At 71.9% G+C, this 22,509-nt stretch carries 21 protein-coding genes; 13 read left to right on the top strand and 8 right to left on the bottom strand.

The window, feature by feature from the left end:
* Positions 1 to 169: 169 nt before the first annotated feature.
* Positions 170 to 1,072, top strand: a complete 903-nt coding sequence (locus ACIPWY_RS19985; protein ID WP_401534113.1) for an NAD(P)-dependent oxidoreductase — start codon at positions 170 to 172, stop codon at positions 1,070 to 1,072.
* On the top strand, positions 1,069 to 2,544 hold the full coding sequence (locus ACIPWY_RS19980) for a GntP family transporter (protein WP_401534111.1): 1,476 nt from the start codon (positions 1,069 to 1,071) through the stop codon (positions 2,542 to 2,544). Before ACIPWY_RS19985 ends, ACIPWY_RS19980 begins: the two co-directional genes overlap by 4 nt.
* Before the next feature lie 34 nt (positions 2,545 to 2,578).
* Here the strand turns inward: ACIPWY_RS19980 and ACIPWY_RS19975 are convergent, their stop codons facing one another.
* Positions 2,579 to 3,802 (bottom strand): PP2C family protein-serine/threonine phosphatase, encoded by a 1,224-nt coding sequence (locus ACIPWY_RS19975; RefSeq protein WP_362903022.1) that lies wholly within the window; start codon positions 3,800 to 3,802, stop codon positions 2,579 to 2,581.
* A gap of 313 nt (positions 3,803 to 4,115) precedes the next feature.
* Between ACIPWY_RS19975 and ACIPWY_RS19970 the strand changes: the two genes are divergently transcribed.
* Together ACIPWY_RS19970 and ACIPWY_RS19965 are read left to right on the top strand one after the other, a co-directional pair.
* The gene (locus ACIPWY_RS19970; RefSeq protein ID WP_401534109.1) at positions 4,116 to 5,564 is read left to right on the top strand and encodes an MFS transporter; all 1,449 of its coding nucleotides are present in this window, start codon (positions 4,116 to 4,118) and stop codon (positions 5,562 to 5,564) included.
* A 27-nt stretch (positions 5,565 to 5,591) separates the two neighbouring features.
* A complete protein-coding gene (locus ACIPWY_RS19965; RefSeq protein WP_362903018.1) occupies positions 5,592 to 6,080 on the top strand; it encodes a MaoC family dehydratase in 489 nt (162 codons plus the stop codon).
* 36 nt (positions 6,081 to 6,116) lie between these two features.
* On the opposite strand, the gene ACIPWY_RS19960 is transcribed toward ACIPWY_RS19965, so the two are convergent.
* Positions 6,117 to 6,950 carry a VOC family protein gene (locus ACIPWY_RS19960; RefSeq protein ID WP_362903016.1) on the bottom strand — a complete coding sequence of 278 codons (834 nt, stop codon included), beginning with the start codon at positions 6,948 to 6,950 and terminating at the stop codon, positions 6,117 to 6,119.
* Positions 6,951 to 7,255: 305 nt separating this feature from the next.
* Here ACIPWY_RS19960 and ACIPWY_RS19955 point away from each other — a divergent pair, with 305 nt between their 5' ends.
* The 4 genes from ACIPWY_RS19955 to ACIPWY_RS19940 all read left to right on the top strand — a co-directional run bounded on the left by ACIPWY_RS19955 (position 7,256) and on the right by ACIPWY_RS19940 (position 10,835).
* A complete protein-coding gene (locus ACIPWY_RS19955) occupies positions 7,256 to 8,098 on the top strand; it encodes a SigB/SigF/SigG family RNA polymerase sigma factor (RefSeq protein WP_362903014.1) in 843 nt (280 codons plus the stop codon).
* Between the two features lie 328 nt (positions 8,099 to 8,426).
* Positions 8,427 to 10,001 carry an FAD-dependent oxidoreductase gene (locus ACIPWY_RS19950; protein ID WP_362903378.1) on the top strand — a complete coding sequence of 525 codons (1,575 nt, stop codon included), beginning with the start codon at positions 8,427 to 8,429 and terminating at the stop codon, positions 9,999 to 10,001.
* Positions 10,002 to 10,079: 78 nt separating this feature from the next.
* Positions 10,080 to 10,475 carry a hypothetical protein gene (locus tag ACIPWY_RS19945; protein WP_362903012.1) on the top strand — a complete coding sequence of 132 codons (396 nt, stop codon included), beginning with the start codon at positions 10,080 to 10,082 and terminating at the stop codon, positions 10,473 to 10,475.
* Between the two features lie 36 nt (positions 10,476 to 10,511).
* A complete protein-coding gene (locus tag ACIPWY_RS19940; protein ID WP_393700895.1) occupies positions 10,512 to 10,835 on the top strand; it encodes a plasmid stabilization protein in 324 nt (107 codons plus the stop codon).
* 37 nt (positions 10,836 to 10,872) lie between these two features.
* Here ACIPWY_RS19940 and ACIPWY_RS19935 read toward each other — a convergent pair whose 3' ends face one another.
* Positions 10,873 to 11,619 (bottom strand): MFS transporter, encoded by a 747-nt coding sequence (locus ACIPWY_RS19935; RefSeq protein ID WP_393700893.1) that lies wholly within the window; start codon positions 11,617 to 11,619, stop codon positions 10,873 to 10,875.
* A gap of 124 nt (positions 11,620 to 11,743) precedes the next feature.
* Complete coding sequence (locus ACIPWY_RS19930) at positions 11,744 to 12,418, bottom strand: TetR/AcrR family transcriptional regulator (protein WP_393700891.1); 675 nt, start codon at positions 12,416 to 12,418, stop codon at positions 11,744 to 11,746.
* A 70-nt stretch (positions 12,419 to 12,488) separates the two neighbouring features.
* Between ACIPWY_RS19930 and ACIPWY_RS19925 the strand changes: the two genes are divergently transcribed.
* On the top strand, positions 12,489 to 13,925 hold the full coding sequence (locus ACIPWY_RS19925) for a purine-cytosine permease family protein (protein ID WP_401534104.1): 1,437 nt from the start codon (positions 12,489 to 12,491) through the stop codon (positions 13,923 to 13,925).
* Between the two features lie 71 nt (positions 13,926 to 13,996).
* On the opposite strand, the gene ACIPWY_RS19920 is transcribed toward ACIPWY_RS19925, so the two are convergent.
* From ACIPWY_RS19920 to cynR, 3 genes are all read right to left on the bottom strand, one after another.
* The gene (locus tag ACIPWY_RS19920; RefSeq protein WP_401534102.1) at positions 13,997 to 15,658 is read right to left on the bottom strand and encodes an FAD-dependent oxidoreductase; all 1,662 of its coding nucleotides are present in this window, start codon (positions 15,656 to 15,658) and stop codon (positions 13,997 to 13,999) included.
* 19 nt (positions 15,659 to 15,677) lie between these two features.
* Positions 15,678 to 16,592, bottom strand: coding sequence for a diiron oxygenase (locus tag ACIPWY_RS19915; RefSeq protein ID WP_362903001.1), 915 nt, complete (start codon positions 16,590 to 16,592; stop codon positions 15,678 to 15,680).
* A 256-nt stretch (positions 16,593 to 16,848) separates the two neighbouring features.
* A complete protein-coding gene (cynR, locus tag ACIPWY_RS19910) occupies positions 16,849 to 17,757 on the bottom strand; it encodes a transcriptional regulator CynR (protein ID WP_393700883.1) in 909 nt (302 codons plus the stop codon).
* A gap of 135 nt (positions 17,758 to 17,892) precedes the next feature.
* Between cynR and ACIPWY_RS19905 the strand changes: the two genes are divergently transcribed.
* From ACIPWY_RS19905 to ACIPWY_RS19895, 3 genes are all read left to right on the top strand, one after another.
* On the top strand, positions 17,893 to 18,492 hold the full coding sequence (locus ACIPWY_RS19905; RefSeq protein WP_362902997.1) for a carbonic anhydrase: 600 nt from the start codon (positions 17,893 to 17,895) through the stop codon (positions 18,490 to 18,492).
* A 53-nt stretch (positions 18,493 to 18,545) separates the two neighbouring features.
* On the top strand, positions 18,546 to 19,016 hold the full coding sequence (cynS, locus tag ACIPWY_RS19900; protein WP_362902995.1) for a cyanase: 471 nt from the start codon (positions 18,546 to 18,548) through the stop codon (positions 19,014 to 19,016).
* A 123-nt stretch (positions 19,017 to 19,139) separates the two neighbouring features.
* The gene (locus tag ACIPWY_RS19895; protein ID WP_362902993.1) at positions 19,140 to 19,637 is read left to right on the top strand and encodes a nucleoside deaminase; all 498 of its coding nucleotides are present in this window, start codon (positions 19,140 to 19,142) and stop codon (positions 19,635 to 19,637) included.
* Between the two features lie 18 nt (positions 19,638 to 19,655).
* On the opposite strand, the gene ACIPWY_RS19890 is transcribed toward ACIPWY_RS19895, so the two are convergent.
* Positions 19,656 to 21,746, bottom strand: coding sequence for an ATP-binding protein (locus ACIPWY_RS19890; RefSeq protein WP_401534096.1), 2,091 nt, complete (start codon positions 21,744 to 21,746; stop codon positions 19,656 to 19,658).
* 402 nt (positions 21,747 to 22,148) lie between these two features.
* Here ACIPWY_RS19890 and ACIPWY_RS19885 point away from each other — a divergent pair, with 402 nt between their 5' ends.
* A complete protein-coding gene (locus ACIPWY_RS19885; RefSeq protein ID WP_362902989.1) occupies positions 22,149 to 22,499 on the top strand; it encodes a VOC family protein in 351 nt (116 codons plus the stop codon).
* Positions 22,500 to 22,509: the final 10 nt, after the last annotated feature.

Below are 22,509 nucleotides of genomic sequence, written 5' to 3'. Positions count from 1 at the left end.
ACGGACCCGCGTTCCCGGCCGGTCCGGCGGACCAGGCATGCCTCATCCGGCCCCCGACCCCGGTCGGCCTGCCTGGTCCGCACCGCTCCGACTCGCCCCACGCGCCACCGCTCCACCCCCTCCACTCCCCTCTCTGAACCGCACCGCCCCGCACCGCTAGGAGCCGCAGATGTCCACCCCTGTCCCCCGCACCGCCGTGATCGGTCTCGGCGCCATGGGGCTGCCCATGGCGCGCCGGCTGGCCGGCACGCTGCCCGTCACCGTCTTCGACATCGCCGCCGAACGGCGCGCGCTGGTCACCGCCGAGGGTGCGGCCGAGGCCGGGACCCCGGCGGGCGCCGCCGACGGCGCCGACATCGTGCTGCTCGCCGTCCGCGACCAGAGCCAGGTCGACGCGGCCCTGTTCGGCGAGAACGGCGCCGCGTCCGTGCTGCGTCCGGGCGCCGTCGTCGTCCTCACCAGCACGGTGGGCCCCGAGCCGGCGCGCGCCACCGCCGCCCGCCTCGCCGAGCAGGGTGTGCACCTCGTGGACGCCCCGGTCAGCGGCGGTCCGACGCGGGCGGGCTCCGGCGATCTGCTGATCGTCGTCGGCGCCACCGAGGAGGCGCGGACCCTCGCGGCGCCGGTGCTCGAACGCCTGGCGTCCACCCTCACCGTCATCGGCGACAAGCCCGGCGACGGCCAGTCCCTCAAGGCCGTCAACCAGCTGCTGGCCGGCGTGCACATCGCGGCCGCGGCCGAGGCCGTCGCCCTCTCGCGCGGGCTCGGCCTGGACCCGAAGACCGTCATCGAGAGCCTGAGCCAGGGCGCCGCCGGTTCGTTCATGTTCAGCGACCGGGGTCCGCGCATGGCTCTCGCCTACGAGGACGAGGAGGTCGAGGTCCGCTCGCGTCTGGACATCTTCGTCAAGGACATGGGCATCGTGAACGGGGTCGCCCGGCAGGCGCACGTTCCGGTTCCGCTGGCCGCCGCGGCCGAACAGCTCTACCTCCTCGGCGAGCGCGCGGGGCTCGCGGCGCGTGACGACTCCAGCGTCGTCACTCTCCTCTCGCCACCGGAGGAGACCCGATGAGCACCCTGTCTCCCGCGCTTCTCGCCGCCGACACCCCGACCACGCCGGGGCTGAGCCCCGACGCACTGCTGCTGATAGCCGTGGCCGGGGTGGCCGCCCTGCTATTGATGATCATGAAGGCGAAGATCGAGCCGTTCGTCGCGCTCGTCGTCGTCTCCATCGGTGTCGCGCTCGCCGCCGGCGTGCCCGCGGCGGACCTGGTCGCCACCATCGAGGAGGGCATGGGGTCCACGCTGGGCCACATCGCCACGATCATCGCGCTGGGGGCCATGGTCGGCCGCATCATCGAACTGTCCGGCGGCGCGGCCGCGTTGGCGCACTCCCTCATCGACCGCTTCGGCAAGAAGCGCACCCCGCTCGCCCTCACCGCCACGGGCTTCCTGCTCGGTATCCCGGTGTTCTTCGAGGTCGGCCTGATCATCCTGATGCCGATCGTCTACGGAGTGGCCCGCGCCTCCCGCAAGCCGCTCCTGGTGTACGCGCTGCCGATGGGCGCCGCGATGCTCACCGTGCACGCCTTCCTGCCGCCGCACCCCGGCGCCGTGGCCGCCGCCACCGCCGTGGGCGCCCAGCAGGGCTGGATCCTGCTCTTCGGCATCCCGCTGACCGCCGTGGTCATCCTGCTCGGCTACCTGATGGCGCGCCGGATCACCCGTCGCACATACCCGATGGCGCCCGAGATCGCCGCGAAGGTTTACGGCGACGAGGCGGGCCCGGACGGCATGGAGAGCGCGGGCGACAATCCTGACGCGGGCGCGAGGAGCGGCCTGTCCGAGAGTGCGGGGCAGGCCGTCGAGAACCCGCCGTCGTTCGCGATGGTCGCGTCCCTCATCCTCACCCCGATCGTCCTGATCCTGCTGGGCACCATCGGCACCAACGCGCTCCCCGAGGGCAACACGCTGCGCGCCGTCCTGACCGTCCTGGGCGCCCCCATGGTCGCCCTGCTGATCGCCGCCGCTCTCTCCGCGTACTTCCTCGGTGCCCGCCGCGGCTGGTCCCGGCAGCACATCGGGCAGGTCATGGCCTCCGCGCTGCCCGGCGTCGCCATGGTCATCCTGGTCGCGGGGGCCGGCGGGGTCTTCGGGAAGGTCCTGGTCAAGACGGGTATCGGCAACGCGGTCGCGGACCTGCTCGACCGCACCGGCCTTCCGCTCCTGCTGCTGGCCTTCGTCATCGCGATGCTGCTGCGCGCGGTGCAGGGTTCGACCACGGTCGCCCTGGTCACGACCGCGGGCCTGGTCACTCCGCTGCTCCAGCGTGCCGACCTGTCCCCGCAGCAACTGGCCCTGGTCTGTCTGGCCATGGGCGCCGGCGGCCTGTCGCTGTCCCACGTCAACGACGCCGGCTACTGGATGTTCACCAAGCTGGTGGGCCTGGACGTGGGCACGGGCCTGCGCACCTGGACGGTCCTGACCACCGCGATGGGAGTGACGGGCTTCGCGCTGACGGCGGCGCTCTGGCAGGTCGTCTAGGAGGACCTCCGAGCCTCGGTCCCCGCGCGACCGCTCAGACCCCGCGCTCGCGCGCCGTCGTCGGTGGCACCCCGTCGAGGTGCACTTCGGCCTGGTCCGTCATGGGGAGGCCGTTGAGGAGCGGGCGGAGCAGGTGCCGGGCGGGTACGCGTTCGATGACGAGGAGCGCGACGTCGTCGTTGAGCTGCCCGCCGGTGTGGGCCAGCAGGTCACGGTGGATGTGGTGCAGCAGGGAATCCGGGCCGCCGGCGGGGAGCGAGGGGAAGGACGCGACCCGCTCGGCGAGCGGATAGAAAGCGCCGGTGGGCGAGCGCGCCTCGATGACTCCGTCGGTGTACAGGACGAGGAAGTCACCGGCCGTGAAGGCGAAGAGGTCGCTCTGGAGCGGGGCGACGTGCAGTTCGCCCATGCCCAGGGGCGGCGCGGGTTCGCCTGGTGCCAGCTCGATGACCTGGCGATCGCGCACCAGCAGCGGCGGTGGATGGCCGCAGGTCACCATCTCCGCATGCGGGCGCTCGTCCGGGATGTCGAGGACGAGGGCGGTGACGAAGTGCTCGCCGGCGTCGTGTTCGGTGTCGGCGACCTCCTCCAGATTCCGGGCGATGCTGTCGTCCATGGCCGCCACCAGCTCGGGCAGCAGCTCATGGCGGTGCGCGCCCTCGCGGAACGCTCCGAGCACGACCGACGCCTCACCGATGGAGGCGAGGCCCTTGCCGCGTACGTCGCCGATGACCACGCGGGTACTGGGGTGAGCGGCGCGGGCGACCGCGAACAGGTCGCCCCCGATCTTGGCCTCGTCCCCCGCGGCCAGATACAGCCAGGCCACGCGCAGCGGACCGACCTTGTGCGGCGGAGGTCTCAGCAGCACCCGCTGGGCCGCCTCGGACACCGACCTCACCCGGTTCAGCTCCCGGCTGCGCCGGTCCCGCGCGCGGGCGAAGAACACGATCAGCGCGGAGAGCAAGGTGATGGCGACGATCTGCGAGACGTGGTTGGTCGTGGCCAGACCGCCGTGCAGCGCCCCTATCAGGATCTGCGCGCCCACGGCCAGGAGTCCGACCAGGGCGGTCAGCCGGGGGCCGGCGACGGAGGCGGTCAGGGCCGGTGCGATGACGAGCAGCGGGCCGAGGTGGACGTCGGTCGGGGAGAGGACGTCCACCAGGGTGATCACCCCGATCAGACCGAGCGGAACGACCACCAGACCGCGGCCCGATGGCCGCTCCAGGAGGCGATCCATCGACCATCGCCGGAATCTCACAAGGGAATTTTATACCCCGGTGACGCCGGTGCCCTGTCGCACGGATGGCCCACCGACGCCCACCACACCCCTTGCGACCTGCGCAAATACCATGCGCACCCGGTACCGCACTCCCCCGGCGCGGGTGCGCCACTCGGGCGTTCCCGCGTCACCGGCAGGATGCGGGCCGCCGACGGGATCTCCGGACCTCCACACAAAAGGGAAGCAAAACTGCTCAGCTCAAACTGGACAGGTCAACCTGTCGAATCTACGCTGGGGGCATGAGCAAGAACGCCGGGACCCCGCCACGCACCCGCCAGAGGCTGACCCGCCCATGAGCAACCCCGACATACCCGCGACGACGGCCGACGGCGCCACCGCAGAGTCCGAACCCGGGCCGCGCGGCGCCCCGGCGGGACAGTTCGACCGCAGGCTCATCCCGCCGATGATCCTCGGCTCGGTCCTGAACCCGATCAACTCCACGATCGTCGCCGTGGCCCTCGTCCCGATCGGGGCGGCGTTCGGGGCGCCTCCCGCGCAGACCGCGTGGCTCGTCTCGGCGCTCTACCTGGCCACCGCTCTCGGGCAGCCCGTCGTGGGACGGCTCATCGACCTCTTCGGGCCGCGGCGCCTCTTCCTGATCAGCACGTCCCTGGTCGGCATCGCGGGCATCGCCGGCACGCTGGCCCCCAACCTGGGCGCCCTGATCGCCGCACGCGTACTGCTCGGCTTCGGCACCTGCGCCGGCTACCCGGCCTCGATGTCCCTGCTGCGCAGCGAGGCGGAGCGGACCGGCCGGGACAGTCCCGGCACCATTCTCACCACCCTCGCGGTGTCGGGGCAGACGATCGCCGTCATCGGACCCTCCCTCGGCGGACTCCTCATCGATGTCGGCGGCTGGCGGGCAACGTCGGCACTCAACATCCCCCTCGCGGCGGTCGCCCTGATCCTCGGCGCACGCCGGCTGCCCGTGCAGTCCCGCCCGCGCCGCACCGGGGGCAGGAGCATCGTGTCCGAACTCGACCTCCCCGGGATGGCCCTGTTCGCCGCGCTGCTGTTCTCGCTCCTGCTGTTCCTGATGAACCTGCACGCCGACACGTGGTACCTGCTCGTCGTCGCCGCCGCGTCGGCCGCGGCGTTCGCGGTGCGTGAACTGCGCGCTCCCGTACCGTTCATCGACCTCAGGGTGCTCGCCGGCAACACGCCGCTGCTCGCCACCTACGGCCGGGCGCTGGTCGCCTACGTGGTCTCGTACGCCTTCCTCTACGGGTTCACCCAGTGGGCGGAGGAGGGCCGTGGGCTCTCGCCCTCCCAGGCCGGCCTCGTACAGGTGCCGATCTTCCTCACCGGTATCGCCGTCTCCACCCTCACCGGGCGCCACCAGGCCATCCGCGGCAAACTCGTCATCGGAGCGGTCTTCCAACTGGCCGCCTGCACCCTCCTGTTGAGGCTCGGCGGCACGAGCCCCGTCTGGATGCTGCTCGCCGTCGCCCTGATCTTCGGGGTGCCCCAGGGACTCAACAGCCTCGCCCTGCAGAACTCGGTGTACTACCAAGCCGATCCGGCGCGCGTGGGCACCTCCTCAGGGCTGCTCCGTACGTTCATCTACCTCGGCTCGATGGTCGCCTCCGCGGCGAGCGCGACCGCGTTCGGACAGCACGCCGACACGGGTGGGCTGCACCATCTGGCCTGGTTCATGCTCGGTGCCGGGGCGCTCTTCCTGCTCCTGACGGTGTTCGACCGGGGGCTGCGCCGCATCGCCGTCCCGAGCTCCCCCGCCTGACCCCGGAGGTCGGCTACCGTGCCTTCGATGACCACCACAGCGATCGGCGCGGACTTCAACACCCCCATCGGGGAACGGTACTTCGAGGATTACGTTCCCGGGGCCGGCTACGTGTACGGGAGCCTCACGGTGACCGAGGAGGAGATCCTCCGGTTCGCCGGCGAGTTCGATCCGCAGGACATCCACACGGATCCCGAAGCCGCGGAGCGGGGCCCCTTCAAGGGGCTGATCGCGAGCGGCTGGCACACCGCCTCCCTGATGATGCGCATGTACGCCGACCACTATGTGAGCAAGGTCGCGAGCCTTGCCTCCCCCGGCGTCGACGAGTTGCGCTGGACCCGCCCCGTGCGGCCCGGTGACAGCCTGTCGATCCGTACGACGGTGCGCTCGGCACGTCCCTCGCGGTCCAAGCCCGACCGCGGCATCGTGCACACGGACATCGAGGTGTTCAACCAGCGCGGCGAAACCGTGCTCACACTGTCGGCGATGAACATCCTGCGGCGCCGGACGCAGTGACTGCGGGCGCCCGGCGGGGGTGACGCGGGCCGTCGGTCACGGACCCTCGGCGCCGCCCTCCGGTCGCGGCCTGGGTGCGAAGACCGTGAGCTGGGCGCCCTCGGGGTCGAGCAGGGTCACGGAGTCACCCATCGCCTCCGAGTCCCGGCCCTTCACCGTTCCGCCGTGCCTCACAGCGGCCCGCGCACACTCCTCTGCATCGGCGACGGTGAAGCGAACCTGCCAGCGCGGACGCAGATGAGGGTCGGGGGCCGATCCCAGCGCCCCGCCGACGAGCGCGGCCACCGGCTGTCCCTCGCAGACGAGGACGACCTCCTCGTCCTCGTACCGCACGTCGCAGCAGCCCGGGCTCGTCCACCCGAGGACTTCCCCGTAGAAGATCGCGGCGTCGAAGGCGTCGCGTGTGACAAGGCGCAGCCACAGGGGTGCCTCCCGGCGCCAGGCGCCGAAGTTGCGTATGAGCGCGCCGGCCCAGATCCCGAACACCGCGCCGGCGCGATCGGACACCAAGGCCGCCCGCCCGGTGGGGAAGCCGATCGGGCCGACCCCGACCGTGCCGCCGCGCTCCTGTACCCGGCCGGCCGTCTCGTCCGCGTCGGCCACGGCGAAATAGGGCGTCCACGCGACGGGAACCTGCAGAGCCGGAGCGACCGCCCCGATCCCCGCCACATCTCTCCCCTGCGCGAGCGCCACCACGAACCGCTCACCCAGTGTTCCCGCGCGGAACGTCCAGCCCAGGACAGCTCCGTAGAACGACTGCGCGGCCGCCAGATCGCGCGCCGCCAGGCTCACCCAGCAGGGAGAACCGAGGACCGCGTGGTGCGACGTGGAGTCGTCCGGTCCGGTCCTGGAGATCAGCTCGCTGCTCATGGAAAGCCGCCCCCTTTCGGTGCCCGGGGACTCGGTCGGGGCTCTGCCGACGACCGGGTACCCCCACCGCCGCGTCCGACACACCCCACTTCGGAGGAACACCGTCCGCCGAACGTCCATGACCTGCAGTGACGTGGCGCCCGTCGAGTCGCATCCGGGCACGTGCGGCCGGAGAATCGAAGAGCAGTCGCATGTCGATGCTTCGGACCGGAGGCACCTACCCGGCGAGTGGCGTTCCGCTCCTGATGGATGCCGGCGCCCGTTCCCGCGGCCCGCGCCGGCACACCGTTGAGGAGCGAACCACGATGCTCAGTGACCTCACTGCGGGCGCCACCCACCGCCGTCGGACCTCCCGCCGCGCCCATGACGACTCCCCCGACACGACGGCGGCCTTCACGCGCATGGCCGGTCTCGCCGAGGGCCCCGAGCGTGACCTGCTGTGCGAGGAGCTCGTAGAAGCATGGCTGCCCATGGCGCACCGCATCGCCCGCCGCTACCGCAACAAGGGCGAGAGCACGGAGGACCTGGAGCAGGTCGCGGCCGTCGGACTGATCAAGGCGATCAACCACTACCGGCCCGAGCGCGGCCCCTTCCAGTGCTACGCCGTGCCCACCATCACCGGCGAACTGCGCCGGCACTTCCGCGACCGGATGTGGGACGTACACGTACCCCGCCGCGTGCAGGACCTGCGCAACAAGGTCCGTGCGGCCCGCCGCGAACTCACCGAGCAGCCGGGCAGCCCCGAGCCCGGCATCGGCGCCATCGCCGCGCACACCGGGCTGACCGAGGCGGAGGTCCTCGACGGGCTCAAGGCGATCGAAAGCTACAGCGCCCTGTCCCTCGACGCGGAACTCTCCCCGTCGGGTCACGACGGACAGAGTCTCGCCGACGCGCTCGGTGCGCCCGACACCGCGTACGACCTCATCACCGACCGCGAGGCGGCCAAGACGGGGCTGCGCCACCTTCCCGAGCGCGAGCGCGCCATCCTCTATCTGCGTTTCTTCGAGGGCATGACGCAGGCGCGCATCGCCGAGCGGTTCGGCATCTCCCAGATGCACGTCTCCCGCCTCATCCACCTCAGCTGCGCGCGGGTACGCGCGGAGGCGGGCCGGGAGTACGGGGCGCCCGACGGTGTGCGGGTCGCCTGACGTCGGCGCTTCGCCCGGCGACGGGAGGACACTGGAACCAGGGGCTGAACTCCGCCCCCTGCCCCCGGCCCCCCTGCGGGAGCAAGGGTGGCAGCCGGCGGGGAGCGGCCGCCGCCGGGATGACTTGGGCGACGGCCGCTGGGCGCGAGGACGCAGCGCTTCCCCTCCGCAAGTGTCCTCGTGCCCGCCCCTCATCGCCCCCGCACTCGACGAGCGCCTCACCTGCATCACGGTCACCATGTTCGAGGGGGGTTACGGGGGATTTACGGGGCACGGCGCGGGAACCCGATCGCAGGTGACGGGAAGGAGGACCTCCGTGGCGCCGAGAATGGAACTGCCGGGGCGCGGCGAGTCGTACTGGATGCACACCAGCGGCACGACCGCCTACCCGCCGCTGGCCGAGGACATCGAGGTCGACGTCGCGGTGATCGGCGGCGGAATCGCCGGGCTCAGCACCGCCTGGGAACTGACGCGCGCCGGCCGGACCGTCGCCGTCTTCGAGGCCGACCGCATCGCCGCCGGAGTCACCGGCTACACCACGGCCAAGGTGTCCGCGCTGCACACCCTCGTGTACGCCCGCCTGCGCCGCACGCACGGCGAGGAGGCCGCCCGGCTGTACGCGACATCGCAACAGCGCGCGGTGGAGCGCGTGGCCGAGATCTGCGCCGGGGTGGCGATCGACTGCGACCTGGAGCGCGTTCCGGCCTTCACCTACTCGGTCCGCCAGGAGGGCACGGCAGTGCTGCGCGCCGAGGCCGAGGCCGCCCGTGAGGCCGGTCTCCCGGCGCGGTACACCGAGGACACGGGACTGCCCTTCGCCGTCGCGGGGGCGGTGCGGGTGGACGATCAGGCACAGTTCCACCCCCGCAAGTACCTGCTGGCCCTGGCCGATGATCTGGTCGCCCAGGGCTGCGTGATCTTCGAGCGGTCCCGGGTGACCGAGATGCTCGGCGGCACCCCGTGCACCGTCACCACCGACGCGCAGCACACGGTGACCGCGAAGGCCGTCGTCGTCACCACCCATTACCCGATCTTCGACCGCGCGCTCCTGTTCGCCCGCCTCCAGCCGCGCCGGGAACTGGTCGTCGCCGCCCCGCTCGCCTCCGACCCCGGCCCGCTCGGCATGTTCATCACCGAGGACGAGGGCAGGCGTTCGGTACGCACCGCCCCGTACGGCGCCGACGGACGGCGGCTGCTCATCGTGACCGGGGAGAGCTTCACACCGGGTACGGGCGACGCGACGGCGGCCTTCGCCCGGCTCGACTCGTGGATGCGCGAACGCTTCGCCGTCGAGGCCACCGCGTACCACTGGGCGGCCCAGGACAACGACTCCGGCGACGGGATCCCGATGATCGGGCCCCTGCATCCGGGGGCCCGGCACGCGTACGTGGCGACGGGCTTCAACGGATGGGGCATGAGCAGCGGTGTCCTGGCCGGGCAGCTGCTGAGCGGGCTGATCACCGGCGACTCCCCACCGTGGGCCGACCTGTACGACCCCCGTCGCCTGTGGAGCGCGGTGCGGGAAGCACCCGCTCTGCTGCGCCAACAGGCCGATGTCGCACGGCACTTCGTCCGCGACCGGCTGCACACCGCCCACGTCGACTCCGTCACCGAGATCCCGCCGGGATCGGGCGCGGTGGTGCGTGTCGACGGACACCGGTGCGCGGTCTACCGCGCCGAGGACGGCACGGTCCGCGCGGTCTCGGCGCGCTGTACGCATCTGGGCTGCATCGTGGCGTTCAACGCGGCGGAGACGACGTGGGAGTGCCCGTGCCACGGTTCGCGCTTCGCCACGGACGGATCGGTGCTTCAGGGGCCGGCCATGTGGCCGCTGGCACCGGTGGAACTGCCGGGTACATCGCTTGCACCGGATGACGGGGAAGGGGGCCCGAGCGGGACGTGACAGGACCGCCCGCTCCCACCGAGAGCCACAGACACACACGAGAGACACCGAGAGACACCGAGAGACACGGAGAACGACGTGAACGGCACATCAGCTTCGACGGCCTTCCCGGCGGAGGCACCCTCGGCCCGGGACCTGGTGGAGGTCGTGCTCGGCGACTGCTCCGCGCCGGACGCCGACGCGGTCTTCCACCTTCTGGCCGACCACTTCGACCACGACCGCGGCGAGGCCGTCCCGCACGGCAACGAGGGGCCGCGCCCCGCCGCCTGGACGGGCAACTTCCTGGTGGAGCACGTCCCCGCCGAGGTCGCCGGCATGGTGCTGGCCGGAACGGTCACGGCTGACCTCCAGGGCTGCCCCGTCGCCGTGGAACGCCTGTGCCGGACCCTGGACGCGGCCTTCGCCGTCGAGAAGGTCGGCACCGTCGCCGGCGACCAGGAGGTCGAGGTGCAGCTCCACCTCAAGAACCCGTGACCACCCCCGCCGTAGTTCGCTCAGGAGGGAACGACCATGCCCCGAGGGTCCAACGCCAAGCGGGAGCGCCAGTACGAGCACATCAAGGAGAGCGCCGAGAAACGGGGTGAGAACCGGAAGCGGGCCGAGGAGATCGCCGCCCGCACGGTCAACAAGGAACGCGCCCGCGCCGGTGAGTCCCGTACGGCCAGCAAGAGCTCGACGCAGGACATGTCGTCCGGCGAAAGGGGCGGGCGGCGGTCGCGCTCCGGCGCCAAGGGCCCCACGTACGACCAGTTGTACGCGCAGGCCCAGCGGCGCAACATCCACGGGCGGTCGTCCATGGACAAGGTACAGCTCAAGAAGGCCCTCGGCTCCTGAGCCCCGCCCGGCCGTACTCACTCCGCCTCACTCCGCCTCACTCCGCGGTGGCGACGGCGGCCTCCGGGACCACCGCCCGCTCGGCCCGGCGCTGCGTGCGGCCGACGCGGCGGGCGGTGGCCACGCCGAGGAGCGCCAGCGCGCCGCAGGACGCCCAGACCGTGTGACGTACGCGGTTCTCCGAGGCGACGTGCGCGCCGCGCACCTCCACGAGGAGACGGTTCATGACCGCGGCGAAGGCCGCGCCCGCCACCGAACCGGCCAGGGTCTTGAGGGTGTTGTACATGCCGGTTCCGATGCCGGTCTGGTCGGCGGGCAGGTGCCGGATGAGCAGCGTGGCGATGGCGGTTCCGACGCCCGCGCCGGCCACCATGCCGAGGACGGCCATCTGCCAGGGCGCGCTGTGGGCGAGGACCATCCCGGCGTAGCTGAGCGCCACCAGCGTGAAACCGCCGACGAGGGTGTGCTGCGGGCCGAACCTGCGCACCACACGGTCGGCGCAGGTGCCCGCCGCGGCCATCGCGACCGCGCCGCTGACCGTGAGCAGCGAGATGCCGAGCGTGTCCAGACCGAAGCCGAGGGGACGCGGGGCGGCGAAGAAGGACGGATTGGCGGTCTGGGACCCGTACAGCACACAGCCCGTGAGGAAGCTGAGGACGTAGGGCAGCGCCATGCTGGGCCGGGCCATGAGGCCGGCAAACGCCCCGCACGACGCTCGCAGTAGGCGCACAGCCCGTCGACCAGGGCGTGGATGGCGGGACGGGCGTGGTGCGACGCGTCCCACCCCGCGTACATGGGGACGGTCAGGGCGCGCGCATCGGCGAGCTGACGGTGGGGGCGACCGTCGTCGGCGGGCGGGTCGCCCATGACGCCGGCGCTCTTAAGGTCTCGTGAGCGGCCCGGGGCCGTCAGTCGCGCGCGGCCCCCCGTTCCTGGTGCAGGCGCCGGGCCGCCATCAGTTCGGCGAGCGTCCCGGGGGGCACGGCGAGTTCGCGTTCCGCGGTGGTGACGACCATGGCCGCCACCGCCGGGGGACGGTCGGTGCGTTCCGCGTTGGCGTGGACGCCCAGGCCGTCCAGGACCACGAGGATCTGGATCGCGCTCACCTCGGGGTCCTCGGTGCGGAAGACTCCGGCGGCCACGCCGTCGCGGATGAGCTGGATCAGGCGTTCGCGCCACCGGGCCTCCTGGAGGTCCACCCGGTCGCGCAGCCTGTCGCGGTAGCGGCTCAGGTGCCTGGCGTTGAGCCACAGCCGGCTCATGCCGTCGTAGCGGTCCCCCGCGGTCAGGAGGAAGAAGCGGGCCAGGTCCTCCAGCGCCTCGCCGTCGGGCCGGTCGGCGGGGATCAGCTCGTCCAGCTCGGCCGTCGCCGCCACACCGAATGCCTCGGCGACGAGGTCCTCCGCGACCGGGAAGTAGTGGCTGATCAGGCCGGGGCGCACCGCGAGCTCGTCGGCGACCCGGCGCATCGTGATGCATTCGAGGCCCTCATCGAGGGCGATGGCCGCGGCGGCGGCCACGATCTCGGCGCGGCGGGCCTCGGGGTTCTTCCGCACCCGTTTCGGCCGAGTGCTTGACGGCACCCCCTGCTCACTATTGGATACGTGGCCAATAGACAAGTCGGCTCCCGTGCTCGCCTGTTCGGAGGACTGCATGGCTCCCACGATCCCAGACCCCTCGGCGCCTGCCGCCGCGCCCCCCGCCGACCAGGCCGGGCGTGTGGAGGCGCACGGCATCGACTTCATCCCCGAGGCCGAGCGGCACGGCCGCGCCCGCGAGCTGTTCGCCGTGTGGGCCGCGCCCAACGTCAGCTACCTCAGCCTCGTGGTCGGCGGCGCGCTGATCCTGATGGGCCTCGGCCTCTGGCAGGCGCTGGCGGTGATCGCGGTGGGCAACCTGTGCTGGGCGCTCGTCGGACTCGTCGCCGTGAGCGGTCCCGCGGCCGGCACCCCGAGCCAGGTGATCATGCGCGCGATGTTCGGCGTCCGGGGCAACCGGGCGAACATCGCCCTGACCGGCTGGTTCGTGTCCGTCTGCTATCTGGCCATCAGCTGGGCCGCGGCCTCGCTCTCCGCCTTCAGCCTCGTCGACAAGGCCGGCATCGCCGTCACGACAGGCGTCAAGGTCGTCGTCATCGTGGCGCTCGCCGCGGCGACGCTCGCCATCAGCGTCTACGGCCACGCCACCATCGTGAAGCTCTACCTGCCGTTCACCCTGGCCCTGGCCGCGGTCTTCGTCGTCCTGTCCGGCTACGTCCTGGGCCACGTCGACTGGGGCTACGCGCCCGAACACCCGCTCCACGGGACGGAGTTGTGGGCCGTGGTGATGGGCGGCATCACACTCGTCGCCGCCGCGCCCCTCTCGTACAGCAACAGCGCCGACTTCGCCCGCTACCTACCCCGCACCACCTCGCCGGGAGCGATCGCCGGGTGGACCGCACTCGGTGCCTACCTGCCTGGCGTCCTGTTCACCTCGCTCGGCGCCCTCGCGGGAACCGCGCTCGACATGTCCGACCCGCAGACGGCTCTCGAAACCATCCTGCCGGCCTGGTTCAAACCTGCCTTCCTGCTGGCCGTCATCCTCGGCGCGATCTGCAACAACGCCATGACCGCCTACAGTTCGGGCCTCGCACTGCAGTCGATAGGCGTCCGGATCCGCAGGTCCCGCAGCGTCGCCCTCGACGGAGCCCTCGGTGTGGCGCTGACGCTGTACGCGCTGCTCGTCTCCAACTTCCTCGACACGGTGAACAACATGCTCGAACTCATGGTGGCGCTGATGGGCCCGAGCATCGCCATCTACGCGACCGACATCCTGTGGCGCCGCAACCGCTACGACGGCAGGGAACTGACCGACGAGACCCGGGGCAGCGCGTTCTGGTACACGGGCGGCGTCAACTGGGCCGGGGTGACCGCCCTGGCGGTCGCCACCACCGTCGCCTCCCAATGCGTCAACACGCAGATGTACACCGGGCCGATCGCCCGGGCGGCGGGCGGCACTGATCTCTCGCTGCCGGTCGGGATCCTGGTCGCCGCGGCCGTGTACCTCGCCATGATGCGTGCGCAGCGCCCTGCCGCGGCCGGGCGCGGGTGACCGGGGACGCCACCGCAGGGCAGGCGGTCACCCGGCGCCGCCAAGTGCCGCGCCGGGCCGGTCTGTTCACCTCACCTGAGCAGGCGCCTGCGCCTCGCGCTCGCCACGAGCTCGTCCACCGTGGCCAGCTTGACCCGTGGCCGGCCGGTCTCGCGACCTCGCGCGGCCTCCGCCCGTTCGATCGCCACCAGGCCCTTCGCGTCGAGGACACGCCGGTTGCGGCGCCTGGCCAGTCGGTGGAAGGCCTTGGGCGCGTGCGGTGGCGTCGGCAGCGCGCCGGAGACTGCGTCGGCCAGCAGCGTGGCGACCGTCTCGGCCGCGCAGGTGCGGTTGGCGCCGATGCCGCCACTGGGGCCGCGCTTGATCCAGCCCACGACGTACGTTCCGGGCATGCCGGTGACACGTCCGCCCTCGTGCGGAACGGTGCCGGTGGCCTCGTCGAAGGGGAGGCCGCGAAGCGGTCCTCCGCGGTAGCCGATCGCGCGCAGCACCATGCCCGCCGCGATCACCCGCTCCCCCGACGCCCCTTCGGTGCGCACGGCTTCGACCTGTTCGGATCCGAGCAGCTCGACCGGCGAGCTGTGGAAACGAAGGACGATGCGCCGCCCGGGCGGCGGTGCCACGTCCCCGTCGAAGGAGCCGCGGGGAACGCCACGCAGGACGGCGGCCCTGTCGTGGGGACCGGCCGCGTCGATGGCCGTACCGATCCTGGGATCGTGGTCGTCGACGAGCAGTTGGAGACCCGGCACGTGCTTGAGCGCGAGCAGCTCCGAGGTGGTGTACGCGGCGTCCTCGGGACCACGGCGGCCGAGCAGGACCACTTCGCGCACGGAGCTCGCGCGCAGCGCCTTCAGTGCGTGGTCGGCGATGTCGGTGCGGGCGAGGGTGTCCGGGTCGGCCAGCAGGATCCGGGCGACGTCGAGGGCGACGTTCCCGTTGCCGACTACCACGACGCGTTCGGCGGAGAGGTCGATCGCGTCGTGCGCCACGTCCGGATGGGCGTTGTACCAGGCGACGAAGGTGCGGGCCGAGATGCTGCCGGTGAGGTCCTCGCCCGGGACGGACAGGCCGCGGTCGGCGGTGGCACCGACGGCGTAGACGACCGCGTCGTGGTGCTCGGCCAGCTCCTGCGGGGTGACGTCCTCGCCCACTTCGAGGCCTAGGTGCATGCGTACCCGGTGATGGGTGTGGAACCGGGCGAAGGTCTCGCCGACCTTTTTGGTGGCGGGGTGATCGGGTGCCACGCCGTAGCGCACGAGGCCGCCGGCCACCGGCAGCCGGTCGATGAGGGTCACCTCGGCGTTGGTGTGCAGGAGCAGGTCCTGCACCGCGTACATCCCGGCCGGTCCGGTGCCTACGACGGCGATCTTGAGCGGTGCCAGGTCGGACGGCAGGACGCGCGGGAACGAAGGGCCGCCCCACGCATGGAAGTTGGGGCCGTCCTCGACCGCGCCCGTACCCGGATCCGTAGGCCCGTCCCTGTCTTCGAAGTACGCGGCGTTGATCGCGGCGTACTCCTGCTGAGACGGGGACAGGCGGTCCACCGGGAAGATCGCGTCGACCGGGCACGCGTCGGCGCACGCGCCGCAGTCGATGCAGGACACCGGGTCGATGTGCAGCATCTCCGTGCTGCCGAACGCCCGCTCCTCGGGGGTGGGGTGGATGCAGTTGACCGGGCAGACGGCGACACAGGTCGCGTCGCTGCAGCAGGTCTGGGTGATGGCGTACGTCATGTCGTCAGCTCACGTCGACTCAGATGAGGTTGGCACGCTTGTAGAACGCCAGCGCCGGCTTGGTGAGCAGCCGGGCGGAGGCCAGGAACTCCATGAGGCCCGAGCAGCTCGCACGCATCATGGACTTGTGGTGCTCGTTGGCCCCGGCCTCGGCCACGGCGCGCCGCACGTCGAGTCCGGCGCTCTCGTAGACCTGCCGGCGCACCATGCTCGTCACGATGAAGTAGGACGCCGTCGCGACCAGGAAGGCGTTGATGTGCCGGCGGATCCGGCCCGCGCCCGCGAGGCGCTTGCGCGTCTGGTCGCGGGCGAACTTCATGTGCCGTGACTCCTCGACGACATGGATGTTGTTGATCGTCCGGACGAACGGCACGACCCGCTCGTCGCGCATCCAGTCGCGCTGCATGACGTCGAGGACCTCCTCCGCCACCAGGATCGCGGCGTACGCCGCCTCCCCGAAGGCGAGCGTCTTGAAGACGCGGCCGAGTTCGATGACGAGCCGGTGCGGCCGGTAGGCCGGCGCCCCCAGCTTCTCGGCTCCGCGGGCGAACATGATCGAGTGGCGGCACTCCTCGGCGACCTCGGTGAGCGCCCACTGGAAGTCGGCGCTCGTCGGGTCCTTGGCGTACATGTCGCGCAGCACCATCTGCTGAAGGATCATCTCGAACCAGATGCCGGTGCTGGCCACCGACGCGGCTTCCTGTCGCGTCAGTTCCCTGCGCTGTGCCTCGGTCAGCTCCGCCCAGTACGCGGTGCCGTAGAGCGTGCTCCACTCCGGGCTCGCGCCGTGGAAGTCCTTGTCCAGCGGCGTCTCCCAGTCGACCTCGGTCGCCGGGTCGTACGCCAGCACGGCGGCCGACTCCAGCAGTCGCTGCGAGACGCCGCGCTCGTCGGGGAGTTCGTGCGAGTCCGGCCGAACAGTGCTGCTTGCCATGCTGCGGCTCCTTGGATCAGACGCGTGCGTTCCCTGTCGGTGCGCTGCCGTGCCCGTCGCGGCCCGTCGGCGGGGCGCCGCCTGCCGGCTCCGCGGGCTGCGCAAAGACACCCGGTCAGCACAGGTGGACGGGGGCTCCGCAGAGGCCACCCGCCCCCTTGTTAGACGGACCGTATAACAAGGGGGGCGCCTTGGCCTACCCCCCGGTAAGTAGCGGGCCACGGCCCCGTGCGCCCCTGCCGGTGGCGCAACGCGGTCATGCCTGCCGGTAGCCGCGATCCTGGACCAGGCCGCGCGCGACGCGGGCGAAAGCGCGCGCGGCCGCGCTCTCGTAGGCACTCTCCCTGCGCAGGAGCACGGCGGTGCGGGTCGGCAGCGGCGGATCGAGAGCGACGGGCCGCAGGTGCGGGTGGTCCTCGGCGATCGCGTCGGGAAGCACGGTGGCCAGCAGGCGGGAGCGGCGCACGATCTCGGTGAGCGCCAGGATGCTGTTGGCCTCGACGGCGACCGTCGGATCGACGCGGTGCGCGGCGAGATAGTCGTCGATGTGACCCCGCGTCGCGAAATCTCCGCTGAGCAATGCGAGTTGGCGGCCGGACAGATCGCGTACGGGTAGCGGCCGGTCACCCCCAGCCGCATGGCCTTCGGCGCTCACGACGAGGCTCAGATGTTCGGTGAAGAGCGCCGCGGCGGCGATTCCCGTCTGGTGCACCCCCTCGAAGGCGATCCCGAGGTCGAGTTCGTCGGCGAGCAGGCTCGCCTCGATGCGATCCTGCGTCATCTCCTGTACGTCCACAGTGATTCCGGGATACCGACCGCGCAGCGCGTCCACCAGTGGACCGATGAGGTAGACGGTGAATGTCGGCGTCATGGCCAGGCGGAGGTGACCTCGCGAGAGGTCCGCGACGTCGAGCACTGCGCGATCGGCGGCCGCCAGGTCCCTCAGGACGCGCTTCGCGTAGTACACGTACGCCTCGCCCGCGTCGGTGGGACGCACGGTCCGGCCGCTGCGGTCGAGGAGCTGGGCACCGACGACCCGCTCCATCTGTTTGATCTGCTGCGACAGCGTCGGCTGGGAGATGCGCAGCTCCTCGGCGGCGCGGGTGAAGTTGCCGTGCTCGGCCACCGCGATGAGATAGCGGAGATGACGAAGTTCGGGTCCCATGTTCCGACTATAGGCCGGGCCATAGATGTCATCGATAGGAGTCATGGTCATTGCGTCTTGGACGCTATAGGTACTGGTCATGCATGGTGGATCTCGTCAGCCCGACGGGCCGGCAGTCAGCGAAAGGAGTGACCCGTGCAGGACCTCTCGGACGGACTCGCGCGATTTCACCGCGATGTCTTTCCAGCGAAGGCGGGGCTCTTCGCCCGCCTGGCCACGACCCACCGCCCGACGACGCTCTTCATCGGCTGCTCGGACGCCCGCGTGGTCCCCGAACTGATCACGCAGAGCGAGCCCGGGGAGCTGTTCGTCGTCCGCACCGCGGGCAATCTGGTCCCGGCTTACGCGTCGGACCCCGACGGCATCGCGGCGAGCATCGAGTACGCCGTCGCCGTGCTGCACGTGAGCGACATCGTCGTCTGCGGCCACTCCGCCTGCGGGGCGATGACGGCCCTGGCCGAGGGGCACGACCTCAGCGCGGCGCCGGTCGTCTCCCGATGGCTGCGGCACGCGGACGCCGCCCGGGCGCGGGTCGCCGCGGTCCCGGCCGCACCAGGCCCCGCCAGGGTCGCCGCCCTGGTGCGGGCGAACGTGGCCGCGCAGTTGCAGAACCTCGCCACCCACCCCTCCGTGGCCCGTGCGCTGACCGACGGAACGCTCACCCTGCACGGCTGGGTGTTCGACATCGCCACCGGCTGCGTCGACCCGGTCGACGGCGCCGCGGTCGCGGCCTGACCGCACCAACCAGACCCACACACCGATCCCCGGACCCTGAGGAGGAACTCCCCATGCCGCACGCCCAGTTCGACCCCACCGCCCGCGAGACCCTCGCCGTCACCGCCGTCGAGGCCAAGACCCGCAAGGACCTGACCTGGCAGCAGATCGCCGACGCCGCCGGGCTGTCGCCGGCCTTCGTCACCGCGGCCGTGCTCGGCCAGCACGCCCTGCCGCAGACGTCCGCCGAGGCGGTCGCGGAACTCCTCGGTCTCGACGACGACGCGGCCCTGCTGCTCCAGACCATCCCGACGCGCGGCTCGATCCCCGGCGGCATTCCGACCGACCCGACCATCTACCGCTTCTACGAGATGCTCCAGGTGTACGGCACCACCCTCAAGGCCCTCGTCCACGAGCAGTTCGGGGACGGCATCATCAGCGCGATCAACTTCAAGCTCGACGTGAAGAAGGTCGCCGATCCCGAGGGCGGCGAGCGCGCCGTGATCACTCTCGACGGCAAGTACCTTCCCACGAAGCCTTTCTGAATCTGCATCAGAGGCTGTCAGTCACCCGTGCGCGGCCGGAGCCCGACCCGGCTCCGGCCCGCCGCCCCCGGCCCGCTCAGCGCCGCTGTGCCGGTCGGTCACGCAACTCCCCTGAGGACCCCCATGGACTTCGCCCAGCGCACCATCGACCTCGCCCGCCGGAACGTCGAAGAGGGCGGGCGCCCCTTCGCCACCGTCATCGTCAGGGACGGCGAGATCCTCGCCGAGAGCCCCAACATGGTGGCCCAGACCTCCGACCCGACCGCGCACGCGGAGATCCTCGCCATCCGCGAGGCCTGCCGCAGGCTCGGCACCGAGCACCTGGTCGGCGCCAGCATCTACGTACTCGCCCACCCCTGTCCGATGTGCCTGGGCTCGCTGTACTACTGCTCCCCCGACGAGGTCGTCTTCCTCACCACCCGCGACGCCTACGAGCCGCACTACGTCGACGACCGCAGGTTCTTCGAACTCGACACCTTCTACGGCGAGTTCGCCAAGGACTACACCGAGCGGCGCCTGCCCATGCGGCACGAGCCGCGGGACAACGCCGTCGAGGTGTACCGGCTGTGGCAGGAGCGCAACGGCGGCAGCCGCCGGGTTCCCGGCGCGCCGACTGCCTGAGTCCGGCCGCACGCCGCCTCACCCCGGGACGCCGCTGCCGACCTGCGCCGGAAGCGCGAACGCGGTGCACCCCTGTGGCACATCCGCCGTCGGCAGGCCGCCGCGGCTCCCCCGGTCGATGTCGGCGATCAGATTCCGCAGCGCGGCGCAGCCGTGCGGTGCCGGCAGCCGGGCGTCCACGGCGGCGAGCGTGCGGTGGGCGCGCTGCCGGGCCCTGCCGGTGCGGCCGTCGCTGTGGTCGACGACCGCCTGGGCGTAGCGGGCGACGAGACAAGCCCAGGCATCGCCTCGCATGCCGGGCTGGCTCAGGGCACGACGTGCGCTCCCGCGCGCCGCCCGCGGCGAGCGCACTGCCTGCATCACCGCGAGAGCGGCCAGGCTCACCGCGGGCGGCAGACCTCCGGGGGCGTACGGCGGGATCGTGTCCGCCGCCTCCTGGAACTGCTCGGTGGCCCGGTCGAGGTCGCCCTCATGGAGCGCCAGCATGCCCTGGACGTGCGCGATCCGCCCGATGGTCGCGTCGTCCCCCGCCAGGACCGCGGCCGGCCATGCGTGCTGGAGCAGTTCGTTCGCTCCCAGCGGGTCGCCGTACGCCGTGAGCCAGGCGGCGAGGCACAGGCCTCGCGCGATCAGGAGGGTGTCCGAGCGGCACATCGGGAGCAGCCGCAGCAGATGGCGGCGTCCCTCGTCGACGGCGTCGTAGACCGCCCACCAGAACCACAGGTTCAGCACGGACTCCAGGGCGGCCGCCGCGAGTTCGGGCTGCCTGGGCGCGTACTCCAGCATGGCCCTGAGCCCTTCGGCCTCCTCCATGACGAGCCGTACGGCCTGCGGCTGGCTGCCGAGGCTCCACAGGCTCTCCGCGAGTGCGGCGACCCGGTGGAAGTGGATCGCGCGGCGTTCGGCGGCGACGTCGAACTCCCTCGCCTCGCGCAGCCGTTCACCACCGAAGTCGTGGGCGACGGGGGCCATGCGGTAGCGGGGTTCGCGGATGCCTCCGGGGTCCCGTACCGGAGTCAGGACGCCGACCGCGGCGAGGCGGTTCAGGCACGCGGGCACCCGGGACGGTGCGAGGCCGCCGCCGGCGCAGACGAACGCCGCCGTCGACTCGTCGAAGTCCCCGGCCAGGATGCTGGCGCGGGCCCACACGATCCGCTCGTCCCGGTCGCACAGTACGTAGACCGCGGCGACGGCGTCCCTCAGCGACCGGTGCCGGGGAGCCGCCATCCCGGGGGCGCTCAGCCAGCACTGGTGTTCCTCCAGCCGGGCAGCGACCTCCTCCACGCTGCTCCTGGCGGCCTGCGCCGCGGCCAGCTCGACCGCGAGCGGCAGCCCGCCCACGGACCGGCAGATGTCCGCCGCCGGACCCAGGTCCGCATCGTCGGTGTCGAAACCGGCGCCCGCCCGGTCCAGGAGTCGGTCCGTGAGCCGGTCCAGGAACAGTTCCACCGCAGGCGCGGTCCCGTGGTCGTCCGCGGGCTCGGTACTGAGCGGCGCGAGGCGCAGCACGGCCTCCTCGCCGAGGCCGAGGGGCCGGCGTGCGGTCACCAGAACGCGCAGCGACGGTACGAACTCCAGCAGCGTCTGCACCATGCCCACGCACTCGGCATGAACCGGATCGACGTCGTCGAGAAAGAGCAGCACGTCGGCTGCGCGCAACCGGTCCCCGAGGGCGACGGCACCTGCCGCGCCGCGCCGCCCGCGCATCCCGGCCGCCGCCTCCATGACGGCCGCGGTCAGCGAGTCGGGCGCGTCCGGGTCGACACAGGGAGCAGCGTCCGGCTCGGCACCGGGCCCAAGGTCCGGCTCGGGACCAGGCCCGACGACCGCCTCGGCACCACACCCAGCGCCCTGCCCGCCCTCCGGCCAGCGGACGAACAGGATGCGCGCCTTGGACCCCTGAGCGCGGATGTCGGCGATCGCGTCGGCGGCGAGCCGGCTCTTGCCCACGCCCACCTCGCCGGCCACCGTCACCAGCCGATGGTTCTCCAGGAGCGTGCGCAGGGCCCGCGACTCCCGCTCCCGGCCCACGAGAGGGCCGGGCGCCTGGCCGCGGCTCTCCGGCGACGGTGTCCTGTCGCCGCCCCTGAGTGTCCACACGTCCGCCATGCTCCGCACATTCCTGCCCCTCGTCCGTAGACAGTCGCCGCCGTCCGTAGCCCGCGCCCACCCTGTGCAGAACCGTCACTGCAACCGCGTCACGGCAACCCCAACGCCTGAGCGGCCCCAGGGTGTCGTCGCCGGGCGAGGGTCCACCCTTCGCGCGGAACCCTCGAACCCGTGCCCGACTCCACGGACACGACTCCACGGACACGACTCCGTGGAAGTGAGGAGGGGCGGAGGGGCGGAAACGAGGGCCACCGGAAGTGAGCAGTTTTGGAGAAGCGCCGGTCATGCGCCGCGCCTAGCCTGAACTCCGTGGACAGCGCCCTTCACGGCAGCTTCCCGTCCGCCCGCAAAGCCGGCCGCCCGCAAACCGGGCGGCCACGCCCACCGACTTCAGGAGTGATCATGACCAGCTCTGCCACGCAGGGAATCAAGACCGTGCTGCACCCCGTCTCCGACGTGGAGAAGGCCAAGGCGGTGTACGCCGCCCTGCTCGGCGCGGAACCGACGGCCGACGCGCCCTACTACGTCGGCTTCGACGTCGCGGGCCAGCACATCGGGCTCGTGCCGGGCGGCGGGGGCATGACCTCGCCGGTGACGTACTGGCACGTTCCGGACATCGAGGCGAAGCTCGCCGAGGTGACCGCCGCGGGCGCCGTGGTGAAGGAGGCCGCACACGACGTCGGCGGCGGCCGCCTCGTGGCCACGTTCACCGACCCCGACGGCAACGTCCTCGGACTGCTCCAGGACAGTTGACGGACGGCCC

This window comes from Streptomyces sp. NPDC090032, assembly GCF_044748025.1.
Taxonomy (GTDB): Bacteria; Actinomycetota; Actinomycetes; order Streptomycetales; family Streptomycetaceae; genus Streptomyces.
The sequence above is the reverse complement of the archived record's forward strand: the minus strand, read 5'-3'. Positions and strand labels throughout refer to the sequence as shown.